At 52.6% G+C, this 25,507-nt stretch carries 25 protein-coding genes and 1 tRNA gene; 23 read left to right on the top strand and 3 right to left on the bottom strand.

The genetic code is table 11. From position 1 onward, the window contains the following. Positions 1–27 precede the first annotated feature (27 nt). From hprK to EVJ28_RS03085, 12 genes are all read left to right on the top strand, one after another. Positions 28–966, top strand: coding sequence for an HPr(Ser) kinase/phosphatase (gene hprK / locus EVJ28_RS03140; protein WP_070328687.1), 939 nt, complete (start codon positions 28–30; stop codon positions 964–966). Continuing rightward, positions 963–1,784: a prolipoprotein diacylglyceryl transferase gene (gene lgt, locus EVJ28_RS03135; RefSeq protein ID WP_131455825.1), complete on the top strand. Its 822-nt coding sequence runs from the start codon at positions 963–965 to the stop codon at positions 1,782–1,784. Before hprK ends, lgt begins: the two co-directional genes overlap by 4 nt. Then, the gene (gene ppaX, locus EVJ28_RS03130; RefSeq protein ID WP_131455827.1) at positions 1,784–2,434 is read left to right on the top strand and encodes a pyrophosphatase PpaX; all 651 of its coding nucleotides are present in this window, start codon (positions 1,784–1,786) and stop codon (positions 2,432–2,434) included. The genes lgt and ppaX overlap by 1 nt, the downstream gene beginning before the upstream one ends. Further along, positions 2,427–2,909: an acyltransferase gene (locus EVJ28_RS03125; protein WP_131455829.1), complete on the top strand. Its 483-nt coding sequence runs from the start codon at positions 2,427–2,429 to the stop codon at positions 2,907–2,909. Before ppaX ends, EVJ28_RS03125 begins: the two co-directional genes overlap by 8 nt. A gap of 296 nt (positions 2,910–3,205) precedes the next feature. Next, positions 3,206–4,678 carry a tetratricopeptide repeat protein gene (locus EVJ28_RS03120; protein ID WP_236634018.1) on the top strand — a complete coding sequence of 491 codons (1,473 nt, stop codon included), beginning with the start codon at positions 3,206–3,208 and terminating at the stop codon, positions 4,676–4,678. Between the two features lie 68 nt (positions 4,679–4,746). Next, a complete protein-coding gene (trxB, locus tag EVJ28_RS03115; RefSeq protein WP_070328693.1) occupies positions 4,747–5,700 on the top strand; it encodes a thioredoxin-disulfide reductase in 954 nt (317 codons plus the stop codon). A 124-nt stretch (positions 5,701–5,824) separates the two neighbouring features. After that, entirely contained in the window at positions 5,825–6,697 is an 873-nt protein-coding gene (gene rapZ, locus EVJ28_RS03110) for an RNase adapter RapZ (RefSeq protein ID WP_131455831.1), read from the top strand. A gap of 1 nt (position 6,698) precedes the next feature. Beyond that, a complete protein-coding gene (locus EVJ28_RS03105; RefSeq protein ID WP_131455833.1) occupies positions 6,699–7,694 on the top strand; it encodes a gluconeogenesis factor YvcK family protein in 996 nt (331 codons plus the stop codon). Between the two features lie 25 nt (positions 7,695–7,719). Next, complete coding sequence (gene whiA / locus EVJ28_RS03100) at positions 7,720–8,673, top strand: DNA-binding protein WhiA (RefSeq protein ID WP_131455835.1); 954 nt, start codon at positions 7,720–7,722, stop codon at positions 8,671–8,673. 86 nt (positions 8,674–8,759) lie between these two features. Next, on the top strand, positions 8,760–8,996 hold the full coding sequence (locus EVJ28_RS03095) for a hypothetical protein (RefSeq protein ID WP_016508644.1): 237 nt from the start codon (positions 8,760–8,762) through the stop codon (positions 8,994–8,996). A gap of 93 nt (positions 8,997–9,089) precedes the next feature. After that, entirely contained in the window at positions 9,090–9,614 is a 525-nt protein-coding gene (locus EVJ28_RS03090) for a DUF2179 domain-containing protein (protein ID WP_236634017.1), read from the top strand. Between the two features lie 61 nt (positions 9,615–9,675). After that, positions 9,676–10,116, top strand: a complete 441-nt coding sequence (locus EVJ28_RS03085; protein WP_131455839.1) for a hypothetical protein — start codon at positions 9,676–9,678, stop codon at positions 10,114–10,116. Between the two features lie 38 nt (positions 10,117–10,154). Here EVJ28_RS03085 and clpP read toward each other — a convergent pair whose 3' ends face one another. From clpP to EVJ28_RS03070, 3 genes are all read right to left on the bottom strand, one after another. Further along, positions 10,155–10,769, bottom strand: coding sequence for an ATP-dependent Clp endopeptidase proteolytic subunit ClpP (clpP, locus tag EVJ28_RS03080; protein ID WP_255417547.1), 615 nt, complete (start codon positions 10,767–10,769; stop codon positions 10,155–10,157). Between the two features lie 86 nt (positions 10,770–10,855). Continuing rightward, positions 10,856–12,751: a 3'-5' exonuclease gene (locus EVJ28_RS03075; RefSeq protein ID WP_131469819.1), complete on the bottom strand. Its 1,896-nt coding sequence runs from the start codon at positions 12,749–12,751 to the stop codon at positions 10,856–10,858. Between the two features lie 129 nt (positions 12,752–12,880). Continuing rightward, positions 12,881–12,953: transfer RNA gene (locus tag EVJ28_RS03070), tRNA-Arg, on the bottom strand. Between the two features lie 124 nt (positions 12,954–13,077). Here EVJ28_RS03070 and EVJ28_RS03065 point away from each other — a divergent pair. From EVJ28_RS03065 to EVJ28_RS03015, 11 genes are all read left to right on the top strand, one after another. Further along, on the top strand, positions 13,078–14,217 hold the full coding sequence (locus tag EVJ28_RS03065) for an RNA polymerase factor sigma-54 (RefSeq protein WP_131487977.1): 1,140 nt from the start codon (positions 13,078–13,080) through the stop codon (positions 14,215–14,217). 1 nt (position 14,218) lies between these two features. After that, a complete protein-coding gene (locus tag EVJ28_RS03060) occupies positions 14,219–14,476 on the top strand; it encodes a glutaredoxin family protein (protein ID WP_070328700.1) in 258 nt (85 codons plus the stop codon). Between the two features lie 112 nt (positions 14,477–14,588). Then, the gene (locus EVJ28_RS03055) at positions 14,589–15,614 is read left to right on the top strand and encodes a sugar-binding transcriptional regulator (RefSeq protein WP_201738329.1); all 1,026 of its coding nucleotides are present in this window, start codon (positions 14,589–14,591) and stop codon (positions 15,612–15,614) included. 60 nt (positions 15,615–15,674) lie between these two features. After that, entirely contained in the window at positions 15,675–16,682 is a 1,008-nt protein-coding gene (gap, locus tag EVJ28_RS03050; RefSeq protein WP_131469815.1) for a type I glyceraldehyde-3-phosphate dehydrogenase, read from the top strand. Between the two features lie 98 nt (positions 16,683–16,780). Further along, a complete protein-coding gene (locus EVJ28_RS03045) occupies positions 16,781–17,965 on the top strand; it encodes a phosphoglycerate kinase (RefSeq protein ID WP_070328702.1) in 1,185 nt (394 codons plus the stop codon). Positions 17,966–17,983: 18 nt separating this feature from the next. Continuing rightward, on the top strand, positions 17,984–18,736 hold the full coding sequence (gene tpiA / locus EVJ28_RS03040) for a triose-phosphate isomerase (protein ID WP_070328703.1): 753 nt from the start codon (positions 17,984–17,986) through the stop codon (positions 18,734–18,736). After that, positions 18,737–20,275, top strand: a complete 1,539-nt coding sequence (gene gpmI / locus EVJ28_RS03035; protein ID WP_070328704.1) for a 2,3-bisphosphoglycerate-independent phosphoglycerate mutase — start codon at positions 18,737–18,739, stop codon at positions 20,273–20,275. 33 nt (positions 20,276–20,308) lie between these two features. Continuing rightward, positions 20,309–21,601 (top strand): phosphopyruvate hydratase, encoded by a 1,293-nt coding sequence (gene eno, locus EVJ28_RS03030; RefSeq protein ID WP_131455853.1) that lies wholly within the window; start codon positions 20,309–20,311, stop codon positions 21,599–21,601. Between the two features lie 424 nt (positions 21,602–22,025). Then, a complete protein-coding gene (gene galU, locus EVJ28_RS03025) occupies positions 22,026–22,907 on the top strand; it encodes a UTP--glucose-1-phosphate uridylyltransferase GalU (protein WP_131487975.1) in 882 nt (293 codons plus the stop codon). Positions 22,908–22,928: 21 nt separating this feature from the next. Continuing rightward, positions 22,929–24,137 (top strand): glycosyltransferase family 4 protein, encoded by a 1,209-nt coding sequence (locus EVJ28_RS03020; RefSeq protein ID WP_236634024.1) that lies wholly within the window; start codon positions 22,929–22,931, stop codon positions 24,135–24,137. After that, complete coding sequence (locus EVJ28_RS03015; RefSeq protein ID WP_201738397.1) at positions 24,134–25,471, top strand: glycosyltransferase; 1,338 nt, start codon at positions 24,134–24,136, stop codon at positions 25,469–25,471. Before EVJ28_RS03020 ends, EVJ28_RS03015 begins: the two co-directional genes overlap by 4 nt. The last annotated feature ends 36 nt before the right edge of the window (positions 25,472–25,507 follow it).

Here is a 25,507-nt window from a genome sequence, read left to right as displayed (position 1 = left end):
TAATGAGCGTGAAAGGGGCAGATACTTATGCAAAATATCGTACGCACGGCTCAACTCGTTGAGCGCTTCAAGCTTCAAGTCATTTCCGGGGAAGAAGGGCTTCACCGTCCTGTCGCCACACCGGACCTCAGTCGACCAGGACTTGTCCTCGCCGGCTACTATACACACTATGCGAAGAACCGTCTCCAAGTGCTCGGCAAGACGGAGCTCACGTTTTACGCGAGCCTGTCTGAAGAAAGCCGGCGCGAGCGTGCCAAAATTCTTTGCACGGAGTCGACACCGGGCATTCTCATCACGCGCGGATTCGACATCCCGATCGAGATCGAGGAAGAGGCCGAGGCGGCAAACGTTCCGCTCATGCGCACGAACGCGGTGACGACGTCGATCGAGTCACAGATCACGAACTTCCTCGAGATGGAACTCGCACCGATGACGGCGATGCACGGCGTCCTCGTCGACATTTACGGTGTCGGCGTCCTCATCAAAGGACAGAGCGGCGTCGGTAAATCCGAGACCGCGCTCGAGCTCGTCAAGCGGGGCCACCGTCTCGTCGCCGACGACTCGGTCGAGATCCGGCAGACGGGCGACCAGCTGCTCGTCGGGTCGGCACCAAAACTGATCCGCCACTTGCTCGAGATTCGCGGGATCGGCATCATCGACGTGATGACGCTGTTCGGAGCGGGCGCCGTCCGTTCGCATAAAAAGATCAGCTTGATCATCAACCTCGAGAACTGGGACGCCGGCAAAGTGTATGACCGCGTCGGGCTCGACCATAACACGATGAAGATCATCGACAGTGAAGTGCCGCTACTCACGATCCCGGTCCGTCCGGGACGTAACTTGGCCGTCATCGTCGAAGTCGCGGCGATGAACTATCGCCTGCAAAACATGGGCATCAACACGGCGGAAGAGTTCGCCGAACGACTCGCCAACGCGATCCACGATAACGAAGGGGACATGGAATGATGGTGGAGCCGACGTTTGACCGCGTAGCGTTCGAGATCGGGTCGCTCCCGATCTATTGGTACGGCATGATCATCGCCTTCGGAGCGATGCTCGGTCTCGTCCTCGCCTTGTTCGAGGCGAAGCGACTCAATTATGATTCGGAGCGGGTCGTCGACGTCATCATCTGGGCGATCCCGATCAGTATCGTCTTCGCCCGGATTTACTATGTCGTGTTCCAATGGGATTACTACAGCCAAAACCTCGGGCAGATCATCGATATCCGCCAAGGCGGGATCGCGATTCACGGGGCCATCTTCGGCGCCTTGCTCGTCGTCATCATCTACTCGATGCGTAAATCGATGTCGTTCTGGAAAGTGACCGACATCCTCGCGCCATCGCTCTTGCTCGGTCAAGCGATCGGACGGTGGGGCAACTTCATGAACCAAGAGGCGCACGGGTCTGAGACGACGAGCCGGTTTTTGAAAGAGACATTGTTGTTACCGGACTGGATCGTCAACCAGATGTATATTGACGGGGCGTACTACTTGCCGACGTTCTTGTTCGAGAGCGTCTGGAACATCATCGGCGTCATCTTGCTCGTCGTTTGGCGCATGGTCGGCAATCCGCCGCGCGGCTACATCTTCTTGTCGTACCTCGTCTGGTACTCGATCGGTCGCTTCTACATCGAGGGACTCCGTACGGACAGCCTCATGGCCGGTGATCTGCGGACGGCACAGCTCGTCTCGATCGCGATGATCGTGTTCGGGATCGTGATGATGGTGTTGCGCCGGAAAGCGAAGCGGTACGATGACCCTTCTGAGAAAGGACTGTTTGATTGATGGATACGATTTTATTTGATTTAGACGGCACGTTGCTCGATACGAACCCGCTCATCCTTGCGAGTTTTCGGCATACGCTCGGGTATTACTTCCCGAACGAGACGTATCGGGACGAAGATATCTTCCCGTTCATCGGGCCGACGCTCGAGAAGTCGTTCAAAGCGCTCAATGAACCGGAATGGAAAGAGATGCAGGCATTCTATCGCAGCTTCAACATCGCCATGCACGACGCGCTCGTCGCCGAATATCCTGGCGTGATCGAAGGACTGCATCGTCTGCACACAAAAGGCTATAAGATGGGCATCGTCACATCGAAAGGCCGGCCGGTCGTCGAACACGGACTTCGCCTGTTCAACATCGACCACTTGTTTGGCGTCGTTGTCACGGCTGACGACGTCGAAAACGAGAAACCGCACGCCGAGCCGGTCGAACAGGCGCTGCGCGCGCTCGGTTCGGCACCGGAACGGGCCGTCATGGTCGGGGACAACGATACGGACATCTTCAGCGGCAAAAACGCCGGCACGAAGACGGTCGCCGTCGGTTGGGCCTTGAAGGGCCGGGCGTTCTTAGAGACGCTCGAGCCTGACGTCATCATCGAGTCGATGGAGCACTTCGAGACGTGGCTCGACGAGGTCACGGTCCATGCGTAAGACGGAACGGTATCATCTGGACGGGCCCAATCCGCTCTGGCAGATGTATCGGACGATCCGCTTCTTGCGAGTCTTCAAAAATACGACGGTCGTCCTCGTCGGGCGTTACTTCCCGTCCGTCAAGGCGAAGCGTTGGCTGTACCGGAACTTCCTCGGGATGAAGATTGGGGAGTATAGCGCCCTCGCCCTCATGGTGACGCCGGACGTCATGTTCCCGGAGCGGATCACGATCGGACGCAACACGGTCATCGGCTTCAACACGACGATCCTTTGTCACGAATATCTCGTCGACGAGTATCGGATCGGTGACGTCCGGATCGGTGACGACGTTTTGATCGGGGCGAACGTGACAATCTTGCCGGGCATCACAATCGGGGACAAGGCGGTCGTCGGAGCCGGAGCCGTCGTGCATCGCGACGTCTTGCCCGGTGAACGTGTCGTCGGCGCCAAACTGCACACTGTCGACACGAAATAGACACAATTTAGCGCGAAATCATTTCATGTTGTTTGATCGGTCTTCGTGTGAAAAATACTTGAGCGGTATCACTTTATTTGAAGGTGATGCCGTTTTTTTGTGTCGTGACGGGAGCTAGGTCATAATGTATATTTTTGTCGAAAAACAATTGTCAGACCTAGTAAAATATATTCATTATAGAAGGAATGTAGTCCCGATTTTTTTAAACTTTTTCGGTTGCCCTCATGGATTGAGTGCGGTATTCTTAATCCTGCAACTAAAAAAAGATACTAGAGACGATGTGGAGGATTTAGAATATGGAAGCGAACTATGAAGCACTAATGACGCTACCCGAACCAGAATCTCCGCTTGCTGCGGAGCTCCACTACTATAGAGGTCGTCGAGCGTTACGAGAAGGTCGCCTAGATGAAGCGACTTTTTTCATGGCTGAAGCAACTGCTGCGGCAGTCCATCGCGTCGATTACCACAAACAGTACGCTGAACTGTTATTCGAAGTAGGGGAGGTCTACCACGCCAACGATGTGTGGAAACGGGTATTAGAACTCGACCAGACGGCGACAGAGGCACTTTATCACCTCGCGAGCAACTGCGCCTATATCTCACAGTACGAAGAAGCGGCCACGTATGCGAGCCGCTATCTTGAACAGGAAGCGCACGGTCGTTACGCGGAATCGGTCCAATCCCTTCTCGAACTGATCGAGCTTGAACAAGAGCTCGAGGACGAAGAAGAGGACGAGTTGATCACGTGGCACACCGAGGCGCAGCAACACATCGACAAAGGTCGGCTCTTCGCCGCCAAGTCGACGCTTGAGCGCTTGATCGATCAATATCCGACGTTTTGGCCGGCGTTCAACAATTTGGCCATCGTCCACTTTTACCTCGGCAACGACGAATCGGCGTTCGAGACGCTCGAGTACGTCCTCGACCAAAATCCGGGCAACTTGCATGCGATCTTGAACACGATTCTTCTATTACATGAGGCCGGACAGTCGGAAGCGGCGCTGCAACTGTCGGTCCCACTCACACGTGTCCGTCCGATCCAATTTGAATTGCGCTACAAGCTCGCTACGACGCTAGCTCTCGTCGGCCAGTACGACCACGCCTACGAAGAACTGCGTCTATTGAAAGAACGCGGCTTCCGTGGCGACTCATTGTTCGGGCATTGGCTCAGCGTATCCGCCTACAAGACAGGACGTTCTGAAGAAGCGGCTACCTATTTGAACAGTGACGAGTTGAAACAGTTTGAAGAGAAAAATCCGTTCGACATCCGCGACAACCTCGAGTTCCGCTCGGCGCTCGTCCAAGGTTTGCGCCAAGAGGAAGACACGGCCCGTATCGAGATCATTCGGATCATCTCAAAGCTCGCCGATGACGAAGCGTTCGAGGCGCTCGCCTTGACGAACGGATTGACCGACAACGAGACGGTGATCTCGTTCGCCGAAAAGTGTCGCGCTGAAATTTGCGGTTCTCCGTTCATGGGCGACGCCCAGATCGAACGAGGATACGCTGCGCTCGTCCTCGCCGAAACAGAAGTGACGGAAGCAGAACAGATGAGTCTCGACGGCGATTTCTATGAGCGCTTCGCGCGACTGCTACTAGCGGGAGAAACGTTCGAAGACGTCACGGCATCGGCCGCGGCGCTCGTCTGGATGTTTTACGCGAAACGCGAATCACTCCTGCTCGAGGAGTGCGCCGATACGTTCGGCGTCTCGGTCGACACGCTCACCGGGACGATCCGGACGTTCAAGCGGACACTCGAGCAAGCATAAAGATAGACGATACCTCCCTAGGTTTCTTATACTGAAGTCAATCAATTTCATGCAGAGGTGGAATCACTATGACAGAAGAAAAAATCTATGACGTCATTATCATCGGGGCCGGTCCAGCCGGAATGACGGCGGCACTTTACGCGTCGCGTGCCAATTTGTCGACACTTATGATCGAACGAGGCATCCCAGGTGGGCAGATGGCGAACACGGAAGATATCGAAAACTATCCAGGTTACGACAGCATTCTCGGTCCTGACCTATCTCAAAAAATGTTTGACCACTCGAAAGCGTTCGGTGCGGAATACGCGTATGGCGATGTCCAAAGCATCTCGGACGAAACCGAATATAAAGTCGTCCACGCCCATAACCGTGACTACAAGGCACGCGCCATCATCCTTGCTTCAGGGGCGCAGTATAAAAAAATCGGCGTACCGGGCGAAGAAGAGCTCGGCGGCCGCGGTGTATCCTACTGTGCGGTCTGTGACGGTGCGTTCTTCAAAGGGAAAAACTTGTTCGTCATCGGCGGCGGCGACTCTGCTGTCGAAGAAGGCGTGTTCTTGACGCGCTTCGCGGACAAAGTGACGATCGTACACCGTCGCGATGAGCTACGGGCGCAGAAGATCCTGCAAAAACGTGCGTTCGACAACCCGAAAGTCGACTTCATCTGGAACCATACGTTGAAAGAGATCGTGGAAGCAGACGGGAAAGTCGGCGGGGCCCGTCTCGTCAGCACGATCGACGGCACGGAGTCGGAGCATGAGATCGATGGCGTGTTCATCTACATCGGCATGAACCCGATCACTGGATTCGTCAAAGACCTCGGCATCTTGAACGAGCAAGGCTATATCGTCACGAACGAAGCGATGGAGACGACGATCCCTGGGATTTTCGCCGCCGGAGACGTTCGTGACAAGACGCTCCGTCAAGTTGTCACAGCGACGAACGACGGGTCGATCGCCGCTCAAAACGCGCAACATTTCATCGAGGGTCTCCTCGAGAAATTACAAGAACAAAACGCGTGACCAAGGCAGAAGGGATTGCGGGCAACCGCAATCCCTTCTCTTTTTTTCGGGCGTTCGTTATACTGAGGATAAAAGAGAGCCGAACACACGGCTCGGTTGTCAAATTTAAGGGGGCGTCAGCGACATGGAAGACTTTAAAGGATTAGAAGAATTGATCATCATCAGCGGGATGAGCGGGGCCGGGAAATCGGTCGCGATGAATAGCTTTGAGGACCTCGGCTATTTTTGCGTCGATAACTTGCCACCGGTACTGTTGCCGCAACTGATTGATGTCATCAGTTCGGTCCGTCCGAAGATCGCGGTCGCGATCGACACGCGCACGCCGGACTTCATCGATAGCCTGTTCATCGTCATCGATGATCTCGAACAAAAGAACGTGCACCCGCATCTGCTCTATCTCGACACACGGGACGAAGTGCTCGTCCGTCGTTATAAAGAGACGCGCCGGTCGCATCCGCTCGCCCCGGAAGACGCACCGCTCGTCGGCATCAAGATGGAGCGTTCGCTGCTCGAAGGGTTCCGTGACCGGGCCCACACGCTCTACGATACGAGCGACTTGAAGCCACAAATGCTCAAAGACCGGATCTTGCTCCAGTTCAACGAGGAGCGGATCCCGTTCACCGTCAACTTCATGTCGTTCGGCTTTAAGCACGGCGTACCGCTCGACATCGATTTATTGTTCGACGTCCGCTTCATCACGAACCCGTTCTACATCCCGGAGCTAAGGCCGCTCACCGGTCAGACGGAAGCAGTCCAGACCTACGTCATGTCGCATCCTGAGGCGCGGGCGTTCTATAAAAAAGTGATCGATATGCTCGAGTTCCTGTTGCCGCAATACAAGCGGGAAGGGAAAGCGCAAGTCGTCGTCGCTTTCGGTTGTACGGGCGGGAAACACCGCTCGATCACGTTCGCTGAAAAAGTATCGGCCCATTTCGCCGAGCGCTACAACGTCAAGACCGTCCATCGTGACCTCGTCCACGCGACGAAGGAGAAGTAAGATGAGACGCGAGAGAAAAGTTGTCGCCATCGGTGGCGGGACGGGTCTATCGACGCTCGTCCGTGGTCTCAAGCATTATCCGCTCGCGATCACGGCGATCGTCACGGTCGGGGATGACGGTGGCAGCTCGGGACGGCTCCGCGACGAGTTCCACATGCTACCGCCCGGGGATATCCGTAACGTCATCTTGGCGTTATCGGAAGTCGAGCCGCTCATGGACCGTATCTTACAGTATCGGTTCGACAGCGGCTACGGGCTCGAGGGTCATTCGCTCGGCAACTTGATGTTGACGGCGGCGACACATATTTGTGAAGGGTCGTTCGTCAAGGCGATCGACGTGTTGTCGCAGCTGTTGAACGCCCAAGGGAAGGTCTTGCCCGTCACGGAGACGCTCATGACGCTCGCCGCTGAATTTGAGGACGGGACGATCGTCAAAGGCGAATCAAAGATTCCGCTCGTCGGAAAAGCGATCAAGCGCCTGTTCTTGCTTGAAGAAGGCATTAAAGCAGCACCGGGCGTCGTCGAGGCGATTGAACAGGCGGATGTGATCGTCCTTGGTCCGGGAAGCCTGTATACGAGCATCATTCCGAACTTGTTGATCCCGGAAGTGCGCGATGCCATCGTCCGGGCCGGCGTCCCGATCGTCTATATTTGTAACGTCATGACGCAGCCGGGTGAGACGCAAGGTTACGACGCGATGCGGCATTTGAAGTCGGTCGAGGCGTACCTCGGGAAGTCGACGGTCGATACGATCGTCGTCAACAATGAACCGATTGAAGATATTTATTTAGAGCGCTACCTCGAAGACGGATCGGAAGAAGTCCGGTTCGATCGGAAGAAGCTCCGCAACTATGGCACGAACGTGCTCGCCGGGGACATCGTCGACTATAACCGGGACTATATCCGTCACGATTCGGACGCGATTGCCGGACTCGTCATGCAACGCGTGCTGCGGATCAAGAAACCACGCTCGTACCAGGAGCTTGAACTGAAATAGCAGGAATGGAAAGGAGGGGACCGAGATGAGCTTTGCCTCAGAAGTGAAAAAAGAACTGACGCAACTCGACGTCACCGATGCCGAGGCGAAAGCGGAATTGTCCGCGCTCGTCCGCATGAACGGTGTCATCTCGCTCGCTTTAGGACGGGGGATGACGCTTGACGTCTCGACCGAGAACGCCGCGATCGCGCGCCGCATCTACTCCCTCATGAAACGTCTGTACGACCATCACTTGGATCTGTTCGTCCGGAAGAAAATGCGGTTGAAGAAGAACAATGTCTACATCGTCCGTGTCTCGCAACGCGCCGAGACGATGCTCCGTGACCTCGAGATCCTCGGGGAGAACTATGAGATGATCCGGACACTCAACTCGGATATGACGCGCAACCAGAACCTGGCCCGCGCTTACTTGCGTGGTGCGTTCCTCGCCGGGGGATCGATCAACCATCCGAAGACGTCGTCTTACCATCTAGAGGTGTACAGTCTGTATGAGAACCATAACCAGGCGCTCCGTGACCTCGCCAACCGTTTCGGCTTGAACGCGAAGACGCTCGAGCGGAAAAAAGGGCATATCCTCTACATCAAAGAGAGCGAGAAGATCTCCGACTTCCTTAAACTGATCGGGGCGACGCGCGGCATGCTCGATTTCGAGGACGCCCGCATCATCAAAGACATGCGCAACTCGGTCAACCGGCTCGTCAACTGTGAGACGGCAAACTTGAACAAGACGGTCGGGGCGGCGCTCCGGCAAGTCGAGAATATCAAGTATCTCGAACGGACGGTCGGGCTTGAAATTTTACCGGTCAAGCTCCGCGAGATCGCCGAGCTTCGGGTCACCCATCAAGACGTGTCGCTCCAAGAACTCGGGGAAATGCTCGAGACGGGACCGATCTCAAAGTCGGGCATCAACCACCGGCTTCGCAAAATCGACCAGATTGCGGAGAAAGTTCGCAGCGGCGAAGAAATCGGGTCATCTTGACACCGGTTGCGCCAAAAGCATTCTTCCTATATAATTAGCAATTGTGTATAGGAATTTGAAATGTAAACTAAAGGAGCTTCAACATTATGTCGAATGCAAAGAAAAGACTCTCGCTCACGATTGACGCTGAGCTAGACCGGGTCATCACGGACCGGGCCAAAGAAATCGGGATTCCGAAAAGTGCGCTCGTGACATTCGCGACAAGCCTCTTCCTCAACCAGTTGCGTGCTGAAGAGATGTTGTCAGGCGATACGAACGCGATTTACCAAGTCATCCGTAAAGACTATGAACTGCTCACGAGCGTTGATAATTTAAGTAAATGAGAAAAGGGCTGACCGCGGTCAGCCTTTTTTGGTTGCATCCGTCACGGAAATTTGGAATAGTGGAGTTACTGAATTGGAATGGAGGTCGATCCTATGGGACAAGCGAGCCAACTCTTGCTCATTTTATTATTACAATTACTATTTGTACCGGTGCTCACGCTTCGGACGATCATGCTCGTCAAAGGGAAAACGGTGATTGCGGCCATGTTCGGGACGCTCGAGACGCTCATCTACATCTTCGCGCTCGGTATCGTCTTTCAAGATTTGACGACGCTCGGGATGATCGTGTATGCGGTCGGGTTCGGGCTCGGTATTCTTCTCGGCGGTTTCGTCGAGCGGAAACTTGCGATCGGCTACAACATGATCCAAGTCCACACGCAAGAGTTTCCGGCTGAGCTCATTCAAAAGATGCGCGACAGCGGTTACGGTGTGACGCACTATCAAGGTCAAGGCCGTGATGGAACGCGTTATCGTCTTGATGTCTTGGCGGCTCGGACGCGGATGAAAGAATTGCGCCAAATGGTCGAGGAGTATGAACCGAAGGCGTTTCTCGTCGCGTTCGACCCGGTCGATTTTAAAGGTGGATATATGTTGAAAGGGCTCCGACGCCCGAAATGAACGGAAGACTCACGAAAGTGGGTCTTTTTTTTGTGGAGTGGGGAATAGACAGGGAAAGGAGATGAGCGTGTTGAAGCGAAAAGGGCGATGGGTGTGGGTGATCGGGTTACTGGTAGTCGGGGGAGGATTGCTCGCGATATCCCTTTGGAAAGCAGAATCGTCGCTGCGCCCGCCACTGCCGACGGTCCGGGTCGGTTCAGTGACCGCCGAAGTGAGACAGTCGACGTTCTGTTGGTCCGATCAGGGACAAGGGGTATGTGAAGACCATGGGTTACCGGGAGCGGACGACCTGCAGCTCGTCCCGGTCAAACCGGGTGCTGAGATCGACGTGACGTTCCACGCCGAGCCGTCGAACTTTTCATTCAATCAGATTGTCGACGGGGAACTCGTCCCGTCCGAGCAAGTCGTTCCCGATGAACCGGGCGTCTATTTGTTCGAGACGGGCGGGGACTGGGCACAAGGCGACAGCCGTTACGTGTTCGGCGTCAAGGTCGAAGAGTAAATAAAAAACCCATTCTCCGCTGAGAATGGGTTTACGTGTTAACGTGTCATGACTTTATCGATGAGACCGTAGTTGCTCGCCTCATCAGCTGACATGAAGTAGTCGCGCTCTGTGTCGCGCTCGATGACTTCAAGCGGCTGTCCTGTGTTGTCGGACATGATTTGGTTCAACTTCTCACGCATCTTGATGATCCGTTCAGCGTGGATTTTAATGTCCGACGCTTGACCTTGTGTTCCGCCGAGCGGTTGGTGAATCATGATCTCCGCGTTTGGAAGCGCGAAGCGTTTACCTTTTTCACCGGCTTGGAGCAAGAAGGCACCCATCGATGCGGCCATTCCGATACAGATTGTCGATACGTTCGGCTTGATGAAGTTCATCGTGTCGTAGATCGCCATTCCGGAAGTGATCGAGCCACCCGGGCTGTTGATGTAGAGTGAGATGTCCTTATCTGGGTCCTCAGCTGCAAGGAAAAGAAGCTGGGCGACGATCGAGTTGGCGACGTTGTCGTCGATCGCGCTTCCGAGAAGGATGATCCGGTCTTTAAGCAAGCGTGAGTAAATGTCGTACGCGCGTTCCCCGCGACCTGTTTGTTCGATAACTGTTGGAATTAACATTGAATTTGCCTCCTTGTATGTATCGTGTAAACCTATCATAACCGCTATAGTCAATGTTGGTCAAACGGTTAAGCTTTCTAGCCTATATTCCACGATTAAACAGCAATAAAACTTTTAAGTATGACTTAGCTATCTTTCCTCAGTAACCTAGACTTCACTTCAGTTTTGAGAGACTCGAGGTATTGCGTAAAAGCGGATTGCCCAGAGTAAGACAAAAATAAAAATTCTTTGGCGCGAGTCATTCCGATGTAAAGCAATGCCACTTCTCGTTCGACATCACTTTCATATTTGAAAGGCATATTGTCAACATTTACAATGAACACGGCTTGAAAATCTAACCCTTTACTACTATCGATCGTGCTAATTTTTACTAGTTGATCATCTTTTGAGAAGTTTCGTTTAGATTCACTGTTTTCAGTTATCCAGTAATACCCGATTTGTTGTTTATTTAAAGCCCTGCTCAGCACATCCACATAATACATGGTCGATAGTTTCTGAACTCGATATAAGATTATCATTTCCGAGTAAGGGATTTGTTTTTCAACGTGTAACTTTTTAATTTGACGGGCAACAATATCTGCTTCTATGAAAAAATTATCGCATTTAACGATGGCAGGCTCTACTCCACGTCGTCTTGTGCTCTGAGGTGCGATTATTTCACCGTCTAATTCTTTAGAAACTACTTTATTTTTTAATTTTGATTGCGATTGGTAAAAATCCCAAGCGAACTTTACGATTTGGGCCGTATTGCGGTAATTGATACTTAATATTTTAGATCGTCCTCGGAAATCCAGACCTGTGTCTTGTGCATAGCTTCGTTTACGTTTGTAAATGGATTGCGCGCGATCTTCGACAAGGAGGAGTGATTTTGTTTCTGGATTAAGAAGCTCACTCGCGAGCTCTAGCCATTCGGGTTCGAAATCCTGACCTTCATCAATCAAAATTGCGTCGTACATTGGCAAAATCGTTTCATTTTTTCGAAGTTTTTCAATCACGTGTGGTAACGACTGCTCTGAAAACTTTAAATCATGTTTGAGCCATGCGTGGAAGTTACGTATTTGAACATGGTGATCTCTTCTTTTTTCAGGATCGAAGTCGAATAGATCGTCCGGTTCGAGCATCATTTGATTGACCATCTGTTCAATGAAACGTGCAAGTGAAATATTGTAACAAAGGATTAAGATGTTCCAGTCGGGATGTTGTCTCGATAGTAACTTAGCACGACTCGCCAGAATCAACGTCTTCCCACTTCCGGCAACACCACGAATTAGCCTATTTTGATCCCCCAACTGTTTCGCCAAGTTTTCTTGATGTAAATCCATGGCACGAATATTGTGAAGGGAAAGTAGCAACTGGTCTTGATATTGTGCGGGTTTTTTGAACTCGGCACTAATTCTTACTTCGGGGAACAAGTGATATCGAATAGCGTCAATATCATCATGGGTGAGAGGGGTCCGCAGTCGATAGGGGACGGTAAACATATTTAATATTTTTTCGATCAGCACAGTCTCTGAAAAATCATCGTCATCAGGATTTATTTCGTCACGTGTAAAAGAGAATGAAGGGTCAATGACATTATAAAGTCCATGACGTATACATTCATCTTGATTTAGCCTGGTGAACACTACCCCAGAACCGTAAGGGAATTTTAAAGATGATGTGTATTTCCCTTCTGCTTGTATCAAATTTTGATCACGTTTAAGAACATCAACGATATGAAACATATTTTCTCGTGCTTGAACGAAAGGACTTTTTATTTTTTGCTGTTTGCCGTCTGTAGGTGTGATGATCCATTCATCGTTTGTTAATTGAAATAATGTATTACGAGTGTAGTCTTTCACTTCTAGCACTAATAGCCCTAAGTCCGGTCCAATGATTACGAAGTCAGGTCGTCGGCCAAGAATGCTAGGCTCGAAATAGACAATATAGTCATCAGGAAGATAGTGCTTTAACGTACGAAACACTAAGCGCTCTCCTGACGTTGCAGAAGTACGAATTGTTTCAGGAACAGATAAAGCCATCATGTACACCTCAATCACATTTATTTCTTTAAATATACTACATATAGTAATTAATGATATACGATGGATTTTTATTGGTAATAAAACAAAAAAAGACGAAGGCAAATTGCCTTCGTCTTAATAAGTAGATACACCCGGAGAGATTTGAACTCCCGACACCTGGCACCGGAAACCAGTGCTCTATCCCCTGAGCTACGGGTGCATGTTCTCTGACACGATTTATTATACAATTGTTTTTTTGAAAAAGCAATCCTGTTGTTATGTCTTTTTTTGCAAGCGCGTTTGGCGACCATTCGTTACAATTAGAAGTGAGAGGGGTGTGACCGATGCAACGGCAAGAACAGCAACAACTGCAGAAGCTTCAGCTGACACAAGACATGGTCCGGCGTCTGCCGGTTCTTGAGGCGGACCGGGTCGCGCTCGAGTGGCAGCTCGCCCGGTTGGCTAAACGAAACGCGCACGTCACAACGGGCGGTACAGTCGAATGGATTGCGGAGGCGGCGGGCGGTTTTGAAGCACGGCTATTTGAACAGATTGACGAAGGAAGCGGGACCGGGGCCCAAAAGCAGCTTCAAAAACAACTCGTCATGGCGCTCGACCATCGCGGGCTACTGTCGGAGACCGATGCCGTCCTCGCGAAGCGATTCGGTGTTGAGATGACGGACGTCGATCTGGCCCGGCGCGCACTGTTATTTTTAGAGCCGACCGGGATCGGTGCGGCTTCAGAACATGACTGCCAATACCGTCACGCGATCGAGCATGACGATCCACACGTGCTCGACGTGTTCGAGGCGCTTGACGCAAAGGTCGAGCATGTAGCGGACAGGCTCGGGATGACGACCGACGAATACGAGCGAATCAGCCGAATCGTCGCCACGCTCCCGAGGACACCGATATTATATGAAGAAACCGAGCATATTCTGCCCGAACTCGAGGTCGTCGTTCAAGACGGGGAACTCATCACGACGTGGTTCAGCCCGGTGATTGACTTGGACGTCGGTTCGGACCGGGAGGCGAAGTGGTGGCAAGAGACGCTCGCGATGCGCGCAGAGACGCTCCGCTCTGTGTGGGCCGTCATCGAGCGACGCCAGGCGGACTGGCTCCGCGGCCAACTCGTCCTGCATCCGCTCACACGAAAAGAAGTCGCCATCGAGATCGGCAAGCATGAGTCGACGGTCGGCCGCGCGATTCAAGGCAAGTACGCCAAGACCGCTTGCGGCGTGATGGAGTGGCGTCACTTCTTCGTCCGCGCCACGTACCACGGCCAAGCCCCGTTCATGATTAAACGGGCGCTCGCCGAGCTGATCCAACAAGAGACGGCGCCTTTGAGCGACCAGGCGCTCACCGATGAGCTGGCCCGGATCGGCTACACCGTGACGCGGCGGACGGTCGCGAATTATCGTGAGGCGCTAGGTTTTGGCAACTCGCGGGAGCGGGAACGACAGTTATGGAAAGGGGAGACGTGACATGGTACTGACGTTATATCGCCGGGAGAACTGCTCGCTCTGTGAGGAGGCGCTCGTCATGCTCGAATGGCTACAGGAAGATTATCCGTTCGAGCTCGAGCAAATCGACATCACGGGCGACGCGTTGCTTGAAGAAAAATATTTATTTGAGATTCCCGTCGTTGTACATGAAGGAACCCTTATTAGTCAAGGGCGATACGATGACGAGAAAGTTGAAGAATTTGTTAAGTATACGCTTACATCGAAAAAAAACGTTTGAAGGGGTTGCCAGACGGTAAGGTGATTGGTAAGATGAACTCGTAGCGGTGGGACGTAAAAATAAAAGTGGGACAATTTTTGTCCACACTTTAAGTCGAGGGGGAATGAGCATGATCCAGCAACTGATTCAAGTTCAGAAGCAAATCGTCCCTGACCTGCTCGACACGCTCCGACATCGTTATGACATCTTACATTATGTCCGGCTCATGCAGCCAATCGGCCGCCGGACGTTGGCCACTAGCCTCGGGCTGACGGAACGAATCTTAAGACGAGAAGTCGACTTTTTGAAAGACCAAGGTCTTCTCACAGTCGCGACCCAAGGGATCTCACTTACAGAATCGGGCCGAAACGTTCTCAGAGACTTGCACGAGGTCATGGGAGAAATCCTAGGGATTTCACAAATCGCACGAGTTCTCGAGCAAAAACTAGGCGTTCGCCAAGTCGTCATCGTACCGGGAGATTCGGACGAGACGTTCTGGGTCCAGCGAGATATCGGTCGGGCCGCCGTCACGCAACTAAAAGCGCGACTGGCACCTGACGACAATATCATCGCGGTCACAGGCGGGACGACGATGGCATCGGTTGCGGCAATGATGTCGCCCGATAAAAAAGAACGACCGATGCATTTCGTGCCGGCACGCGGCGGACTCGGCGAAACGCTCGAGTTACAGGCGAACACCGTCTGTTCTCGAATGGCGGACCGGGCCCACGCCGACTATCATTTACTCCACATTCCGGATGAGGTTTCACAAAAGACGTTTGAACGGATGGTGGAGGAACCAAGCATAAAAAATGTGCTGGAAATGATTAGAGCGGCTCGAATAGTGGTACATGGAATTGGTGAGGCCGAAACGATGGCAAAACGTCGTCACGCCACACCGGAGCATTTGCGGATGATCGAACGGCACGAAGCCGTCGCCGAAGCGTTCGGATATTATTTCAACGCAGAAGGCGAAATCGTTCATCGGGTCAAGACGGTCGGCATCCAATTAGAGGAGCTCGACGACATGGACACCGTCATCGCCGTCGCCGGAGGAAAGTCAAAGGCACAAGCGATTGCCGCATATGCGAAACATAGGCCGAACATCATCCTCGTCACAGACGAAGGTGCGGCCACAGAATTATTAACTCGTTATTAAAGAGTTGACCCCCGTTGGCTCTTCTAATAAATAGCTTCTACCCTAAGGAGGAAATTAACTATGACAGTAAAAGTTGGTATTAACGGTTTTGGACGTATTGGTCGCTTGGCATTCCGCGAGATCTTGAAGAGTGAAGGCGTCGAGGTTGTTGCAATCAACGACTTGACTGACACGAAGATGCTTGCTCACCTTCTCAAATATGACACGACACAAGGTCGTTTCGACGGAGAAGTTGAAGTACACGACGGTCACTTCCTCGTAAACGGCGAGAAAGTCGTTACACTTGCTAACCGCAACCCAGAAGAACTTCCATGGGGCGAGCTCGGTGTTGACATCGTTCTCGAATGTACTGGATTCTTCACAGACAAAGAAAAAGCGGAGCTTCATTTGAAAGCTGGCGCGAAAAAAGTTGTGATCTCGGCTCCGGCTACAGGTGACATGAAAACAGTTGTTTACAACACGAACCACGAAATCCTTGACGGTTCTGAGACAGTAATCTCTGGTGCTTCTTGTACAACAAACTGCTTGGCGCCAATGGCGAAAGTTCTCCAAGATCAGTTCGGAATCATCGAAGGTCTCATGACAACAATCCACGCTTACACTGGCGACCAAAACACACTCGACGCTCCACACCCTAAAGGTGACTTCCGTCGTGCACGTGCGGCAGCAGCGAACATCGTACCGAACACAACTGGTGCGGCTAAAGCGATCGGCCTTGTTATCCCAGAACTTCAAGGTAAACTTGACGGCGCAGCACAACGTGTACCAGTCGCAACTGGTTCATTGACTGAGCTCGTAACAGTTCTCGAGAAAACAGTTTCTGTTGACGAAATCAACGCAGCAATGAAAAAAGCAGCGAACGAGTCATTCGGTTACACTGAAGACCAAATCGTATCTTCTGACGTCGTCGGAATCACTTACGGTTCACTCTTCGATGCGACACAAACGAAAGTCATGACAGTCGGCGACAAGCAACTCGTTAAAACAGTTGCATGGTACGACAACGAAATGTCATACACTGCACAATTGGTTCGCACACTCAAGCACTTTGCTGAAATCGCGAAGTAAGTTCGTGAACTAAATAGAACCAAATAGGAGCGGAAACAAGAGATTGTTCTCCGCTCTATTTATGAAATTTAAACGCACGACATATGGAGGCGAAGTTTATGAACAAAAAGTCTATTCGTGACATCGATGTAAAAGGGAAGCGCGTCTTTTGCCGCGTTGACTTCAACGTTCCAACTAAAGATGGCGTCATTCAAGACGAGACGCGGATCCAAGCAGCTATTCCGACGATCAAGCATTTGATCGACGGCGGCGCGAAAGTCATTTTGGCGAGCCACCTCGGCCGTCCAGGCGGCGAGAAGAACGAAAAATACTCGCTCGCACCGGTTGCAAAACGTCTAGGTGAACTTCTCGGCAAAGACGTCCCGCTCGCTGAAGAGGCGTACGGTCCAGTTGCAGAAGAAGCCGTTTCAAAACTTGGTGAAGGTGACGTCGTCGTTCTCGAAAACGTCCGTTTCTACCCTGGTGAAACGAAAAATGATCCAGAACTCGCTAAAGGCTTTGCGGCGCTCGCTGACGTCTTCGTCAACGACGCGTTCGGTGCGGCTCACCGTGCCCATGCCTCGACGGAAGGGATCGCGCAAAACGTCGACACGGCGGTTGCTGGTTTATTGATGGAGAAAGAACTTGAAGTGCTCGGCAAAGCGCTCTCGAACCCGGATCGCCCGTTCACGGCTATCATCGGCGGTTCGAAAGTTGCTGACAAGATCGGGGTCATCGACCACCTTCTCGACATCGTTGACACGCTCATTATCGGTGGCGGACTCTCGTACACGTTCTCGAAAGCACTCGGGAACGAAGTCGGAACGTCACTCCTTGAAGAAGACAAGCTCGACCTCGCTCGTGAGTTCATGAAAAAAGCAGAAGACAAAGGCGTGAAGTTCTTGTTGCCGGTCGACGCTGTGATTGCGAAAGAATTCGGCGAAGAAACATACGTCGGACCAGTCGATATCGACTCGATCCCTGCGGATCACATGGGTCTCGACATCGGACCGAAGACGGTCGAAATTTACGCGGAAGCGATTCGCGAATCGAAACTTGTCGTTTGGAACGGACCGATGGGCGTATTCGAACTCGATAAATACGCTAACGGAACGAAAGGTGTCGCTCAAGCACTCGCAGACAGCGACGCGTATTCAATCATCGGTGGTGGCGACTCAGCCGCGGCAGCAGCCAAGTTCGGCCTTGCTGACAAGATGAGTCACATCTCAACTGGTGGCGGCGCTTCACTCGAATTCATGGAAGGCAAGAAACTTCCAGGCGTCGAAGCGTTGAACGACAAGTAAAACTGAGGAGGATTATCGATGCGTAAACCGATTATTGCAGGTAACTGGAAAATGAATAAAACTCTCTCGGAAGCGGTCGCTTTCGTAGAGGAAGTTAAAAACAATATCCCGTCAACGGACAAAGTTGACGCGGCGATTGGTGCACCAGCAGTATTCTTAGCCCCAATGGTAGAAGCGGCTAAAGGATCGAACTTAAAGCTTAGTGCGCAAAACATGTACGACAAAGACAGCGGGGCATACACAGGTGAAACGAGCCCGGCGATGATCGCCAACCTCGGCGTCACTTACGTCATCCTTGGACACTCGGAGCGCCGTGAATACTTCGGCGAGTCAGATGCGTTCATCAACAGCAAAACGAAAAAAGCGTTCGAACACGGTCTTACGCCAATCGTTTGTGTCGGTGAAACACTTGACGAGCGCGAAGGCGGCAAGTTCGAAGAAGTCATCAAGACGCAAGTCGAAGGTGGCCTCGCCGATCTTTCAGCTGACCAAGTCAAACAACTCGTCATCGCGTACGAGCCAGTTTGGGCAATCGGTACTGGCAAATCAGCGGACGAAGCAGACGCGCAAAGCTCATGCAAATACGTTCGCGACGTTGTAAAAGGCCTTTACGGTGAAGACGTGGCGGCTGCGGTTCGCATCCAATACGGCGGTTCAGTCAAACCTGAGAACATCAAGGAGTATATGGCTCAAGAAGACATCGACGGCGCACTCGTCGGCGGTGCTTCACTCGAAGCTGCTTCGTTCCTCAAGTTGTTGGAGGCGATTTAAATGGCAAGACCTGTCGCCCTTATCATCTTAGATGGTTTCGGTATGCGGAACGAAACGTTCGGTAACGCGGTCGCTGCGGCGAACAAACCGAACTTCGACCGTTACTGGGAGACGTATCCACACACGCTGTTAAATGCGCAAGGTGAGTACGTCGGTCTCCCGGAAGGTCAGATGGGCAACTCGGAAGTCGGTCACTTGAACATCGGTGCCGGCCGGGTCGTCTATCAGTCACTTTCACGCGTCAACAACGCCATCAAAGACCGGTCGCTCTTCGACCGTCAAGCGATGAACCATTTGGCGGGACATGTGAAGAAGTATGATTCAAGCCTCCACATCATGGGGCTCGTCTCAGACGGTGGGATCCATTCCCACATCCAGCACATGTTCGCCATCGTCGAGTTCGCGAAACTCCACGGCATTGAAAAAGTATTCATTCACGCTTTCACGGACGGCCGTGACTGTGATCCGAAATCAGGTGCAAGCTTCCTCGAACAGACGGAAGCGAAGCTCGCTGAACTCGGTGTCGGTCAAGTCGCTAGCGTGTCTGGACGTTACTATGCAATGGACCGCGACAACCGTTGGGAACGCGTCGTAAAAGTTTACGACGTCCTCGTCAACGCGAAAGGCGAAGTCGGAACGAATGCGGTCGACGTGCTCAACAAGTCGTACGCAGACGGTTTGACAGATGAGTTCGTCTTGCCGACGGTCATCGAGAAAGACGGTCAACCGGTCGCGACGATCAAAGACAACGACGCGATCATGTTCTTCAACTTCCGTCCGGACCGGGCGATCGAACTCGCGAAAGTGTTCAAAGAGAAGACAGGCTTCAAAGGGTTCGAGCTCTCGAGCGCGCATCCGGAGAACGTCTTGCTCGTCTCGATGACGAAATTCTCGGATGAGATCGATACGGATATCGTCTTCCCGCCGGAAGATTTGAAAAACACGCTCGGCGAAACGCTCGCCGCGCAAGGGTACAAACAGCTCCGCGCCGCGGAAACTGAGAAATACCCGCACGTCACGTTCTTCTTGAACGGACAACAAGAAACACCGTTCGAAGGTGAAGATCGCTTCCTCGTCCCGTCGCCGAAAGTAGCGACGTACGACTTGAAACCGGAAATGAGCGCATACGAGCTCACAGAAGGTCTTCTCGAGCGCATCGAATCAGACACGTACGACGCATATATCATCAACTACGCGAACCCGGACATGGTCGGCCATTCCGGTATGCTTGAACCGACGAAAAAAGCGGTCGAAGTCGTCGACGAATGCCTCGGTAAAGTAGTGGACGCACTACTCGCCAAAGGCGGCGCGGCGATCATCACGGCGGACCACGGGAACGCTGACCTCGTCACGAACCCGGACGGCTCACCGATGACGGCCCATACGACAGAACCTGTACCGTGTATCGTCACGAAGCCAGGCGTTGAACTGAAACCAGTTATGAAAGGTTCGCTTTGCGACCTCGCGCCGACGCTCTTACACCTCCTCGGAGGAGAGCAACCGGCTGAAATGACCGGTACGTCAATCGTTAAGAAGTAAACTACATTTTCCAAACAAAAAGGAGCGATTTTTATGTCAATGATCACAGAAATTTACGCACGCGAAATTTTGGATTCACGCGGTAACCCAACAATCGAAGTAGAAGTATTCACAGAAGACGGCGGCTTCGGTCGTGCCCTCGTCCCATCAGGCGCATCAACTGGTGAGCACGAAGCAGTAGAGCTTCGCGATGGCGACAAGTCACGTTACCTTGGTAAAGGCGTACTCAAAGCCGTTGCTAACGTAAACGACACAATCGCACCTGAACTCATCGGCTACGATGTCTTCGACCAAAACGCACTCGATGCGAAAATGATCGAGCTCGACGGTACGAAAAACAAAGGTAAACTCGGCGCAAACGCGATCCTCGGTGTCTCAATGGCAGCAGCACACGCAGCAGCAGACGAGCTCGGCCTTCCACTTTACACGTACCTCGGTGGATTCAACGCGAAGACGCTTCCAACTCCAATGATGAACATCATCAACGGTGGTTCGCACGCTGACAACAACGTTGACTTCCAAGAGTTCATGATCATGCCTGTAGGCGCGCCAACGTTCCGCGAAGCGCTCCGCATGGGTGCAGAAGTATTCCACGCCCTCAAATCAGTTCTTTCTGGTATGGGTCTTAACACAGCTGTCGGTGACGAAGGTGGTTTCGCACCAAACCTTAAGTCGAACGAAGAAGCGATCACAGTTATCCTTGAAGCAATCGAAAAAGCTGGTTACAAAGCTGGCGAAGACATCTACCTCGCAATGGACGTTGCATCGTCTGAGTTCTACGACAAGTCGACTGGCAAGTACGAACTCGCTGGCGAAGGCAAGTCAATGACAACTGCTGAGCTCGTAGACTTCTACGCTGAGCTCGTTGACAAGTACCCAATCATCTCAATCGAAGACGGTTGCGACGAAAACGACTGGGACGGCTTCAAATTGCTCACTGACAAAATCGGTCACAAAGTTCAGCTCGTTGGGGATGACCTCTTCGTAACGAACACTGAGAAACTTGCTGAAGGTATCGAAAAAGGCATCTCGAACTCGATCCTCATCAAAGTTAACCAAATCGGTACGCTCACAGAAACATTCGACGCGATCGAAATGGCTAAAAAAGCTGGCTACACAGCAGTTATCTCGCACCGTTCTGGTGAAACAGAAGATGCGACAATCGCTGATATCGCAGTTGCGACAAACGCTGGCCAAATCAAAACTGGTTCACTCTCGCGTACAGACCGTATCGCGAAGTACAACCAACTTCTCCGCATCGAAGACATGCTCGGCGATGTAGCGAAATACGACGGTATCAAGTCGTTCTACAACCTCAAAAAATAATTGATTGATTGTTTCAGGTCCGCCTTATGGCGGGCCTGTTTTTTGTTGTCGACACTTCATCCGACGGTGGGACGCTTTCCTGGGGTGATGCGGATGCCTCCGCAGCGCCTTCGCGCTTTACGGGGTCATCCTTGCATCACTCTCCCCAAGGAGTCGCCCACCGTCTGATTCCGTTGACGTCAACTCGGACCGGTTATTTAAGCGTTGGATGCGAGTAACAACGAGACGAATTTATGTTCCAAGTGACACCGTCCGAGCGGCACTGCTAGATTGCCTGCAGACAACAGCGGCGGCGCCGGGTGGCTTGTACACACGTATGGACGATTGAAAATGGTCGTGACATGTGTCACGGCCGTTTTGAGCGTGCGTGAAAGTCGGATTTTTGGGTATAATCATCTACATAATGATAAAAGGGGATAGGTCCATGAAACGTGTACGCAAAGCCATCATCCCAGCCGCTGGTCTCGGCACGCGCTTCTTGCCGGCGACGAAGGCGATGCCAAAAGAGATGCTCCCGATCGTCAACAAGCCGACGATCCAGTTCATCGTCGAGGAGGCGGTCGCCTCAGGGATCGAGGACATCATCATCGTGACCGGGAAGAACAAACGTGCCATCGAGGACCATTTTGACCGGGCCATCGAGCTCGAACAAAACCTCGAGTCGAAAGGGAAGACGGAGCTGCTCGAATCGGTCCGCCACTCGTCGAACCTCGCCAACATCCACTACATACGCCAACAGGAGCCGAAAGGACTCGGCCACGCGATTTGGTGTGCCCGCAAGTTCATTGGCGACGAACCGTTCGCCGTCCTTTTGGGCGATGATATCATCGAGGCGGAAGTGCCGGCGACACGCCAGCTCATCGAGCAGTACGAGGTTCATGAACGCTCGATCATTGGGGTCCAACGTGTCCCGTATGAAATGACGAATCGATATGGTATAATTGACCCGCTTGCCGTCGAAGGGAAGCTCATCCCGGTGCGGACGTTCGTTGAGAAACCGCCCGCCGGAGAGGCGCCCTCGAACCTCGCCATCCTCGGCCGCTACATTTTGACGCCTGACGTCTTTGAGGCGTTATCGGTCCAAGAAATCGGTACCGGAGGCGAGATTCAATTGACGGACGCCATCGCGCGCTTGAATGAGGCGCAGACGGTGTTCGCCTACGAATTTGACGGCCGTCGTTATGACGTCGGGGAACCGATCGGCTTCATCGAAGCGACGATTGCCTACGCGCTTCGCGACCCAAATTTAAAAGCCAACGTCCATGAGCTGTTAAAACGGTTCGTGGACGAACTCGAACAACAGTAAGGTGTGTTATTTTTGAAAACAATGTTAATGGTCTGTCAAAACTATTATCCGGAGATCGGCAGCGCCGGCAACCGGATGCAAAATATTACGCATCTCATGAAAGAACGCGGCTACGAAGTCGAGGTCATCACGGCCGCGCCGTCGTATCCGAACTTCAACTTGTATAAAGACGACCGGTTCTGGAACGACGTGGAGCTGAACAACCAGCCGTTCATCAAGCGGTTGATCACGAAACAGCGCAAGCATACGTCGAACATGGTGAGCCGGCTCGCCTTGTTCCTCGAACAGATGATCAAAGGGGTCGCCGCCGTCAGAGCACTCGATACGAAACCGGATGTCGTCTTCGCGACGACCCCGTCTTTTTTTATGGCGTTCGTCGGGGTATATGCGAAGCGAAAACATGACGTCCCGTTCGTGCTCGACGTCCGTGACCTGTGGCCGGAGTCGGTCAAAGGCGTCGGCGTGTTCAAGTACGACTGGATGCTCACGCCCGCATTTTGGTTCGAGAAGCGGCTCTACAAGTCAGCCGATGCGATCATCATCAACTCGGAAGGCTTCCGCAGCTATTTGCGCCAGCGTGGCGTCGACAACGGCATGATCCACTATATGCCGAACTCGATCCGTGTGAGCGAACGCAACTTGGAGCGGACCGTTCCCGAAGACGACCGGATGGAGATTTTATACGCCGGCAACATGGGGCTCGCCCAGGACGTGTCGCTGTTGCTTGAACTCGCGGAGCGGTTCCGCGACGAGCCGCGTGTCCACTTCAAGCTGATCGGTTACGGTTACCGGAAGAACGAACTGAAAGAAACGATTAAAGCCCGCGGATTCAAGAACTTCCTCTTCCTCGAGGCGATGCCACGGACGGAGGCGTTCCAAGCGATCAAAAATGCCGACGTCGCGTTCGTCAGCCTGATCGACCAAGACGTGTTCGACACGGTCATCCCGGGTAAACTGATTGATTATATGGCGGTCGGCAAACCGATCGTCGCTGCGGTGTCAGGCCATGCGGCGAATGTCATCGAAGCGGCGGAAGTCGGCTACGTGTCACGGAAGCGTGACATCGACGAGATCGAACAGTCACTCCGGACATTGCTCGATCGTGCGGACCTGCGCGATAAGTTCGGGGCGAACGGCATCCGTTACGTGAAAGACAACCTGTGCTGGGAAAACAATATACACGTCCTCGACGACGTGATCGAAAAGTTATTGATGGAGGAACAACGATGAAGGTATGTATGTTTGTTTGGAACCACTTTACGAATGACGCCCGTGTCCTTCGCGAATGCTCGGCGCTCGCCGATGCGGGGTACGAGGTCGATTTGATCGCCTTGCAAGACCCTAAAAACAAAGCACTCCCGGCCGAAGAGATGCGCCCAGAAGGTTTCCGCGTCATCCGTGTGAAACGTCAACCGTCGATTCTCGTCAACGGGATGAAGGCGTTGAAATCAGTCCGGACGTGGGTGTCGGAGAAGAAGACGCGCCAACTCGGGGCCGGTCTCGTCGGGGCGGGATTAGTCATCCTCGCGCCACTGACGATGCTCGGTCTCGGCGCGGCAGCGGGTGCGATTTTGCTCCCGCCGGTCCGTAAAAACATCGTCAACGCGAGCGCAATGCTCGAGATGGTGTTCGCCTCGACGAAGAAGTCGTACGACTTCTATCACGCGAACGACTTGAACACATTGCCGCAGGCGTTGATCGCCGGCAAACTCGTCAATAAAGGCAAGATCGTCTACGACTCGCATGAGGTCCAGACCGACCGGACCGGTTACGGCTACATCCAAAGTAACCTTGAGGGCTGGTTGTTGCCATACGTCGATTCGATGATGGTCGAGAACCATACGCGTGCGGCGCACAACGAAGAGTTGTACGGTTTCTATCCGTACGTGCTCCATAACTATCCGTTCTACCGTCCGCTCGACTTCTCGCTCCGGAAAGACTTGCACGCCTTGCTCGATTTGCCAAAAGACGAGAAGATATTGCTCTATCAAGGCGGCGTCCAAGCGGGACGCGGTCTCGAACAACTCGTCTTGGCAGCGAAAGACTTTAAAGAAGGCACGCTCGTCATGATCGGCGATGGGAAACTGAAGCCGGTCATCAAACAGATGATCGAGGACGAAGGCGTCAGTGACCGCGTCAAAATGATTGATAAAGTACCGGTCGAGGCGTTACCGTACTACACGATGAACGCATATCTCGGTTTCCAGGTCTTGAACAACGTCTGCTTCAACCACTACTCGGCGTCATCGAACAAGCTGTTCGAATACTTGATGGCCGAAGTGCCGGTCGTGTCGTGTGACTTCCCTGAGATCGAACGTGTCGTCGCCGGCAACGACGTCGGCGTCGTCGTCGACTCACACGATCCACAATCGATTGCGGCAGGCGTCAATCGCCTGCTCGAAGATCAAGAACTTTACGCCCGTGTCAAAGAGAACACGAAGACGGCGCGTGAGAAATATAACTGGGATTTGGAAAAAGAGGCACTCTTGAACGTCTACGAAAACGTCGCAGACCGCAAGTTGCCGATTATGAAAGACGGTGCGCCAAAGCCAGTACAACGTTAAGACTGCGGCTTTTGCCGCGGTCTTTTTTATATGCAA

Source organism: Exiguobacterium sp. SH3S3, assembly GCF_004337115.1.
GTDB lineage: Bacteria > Bacillota > Bacilli > Exiguobacteriales > Exiguobacteriaceae > Exiguobacterium > Exiguobacterium aurantiacum_A.
The sequence above is the reverse complement of the archived record's forward strand: the minus strand, read 5'-3'. Positions and strand labels throughout refer to the sequence as shown.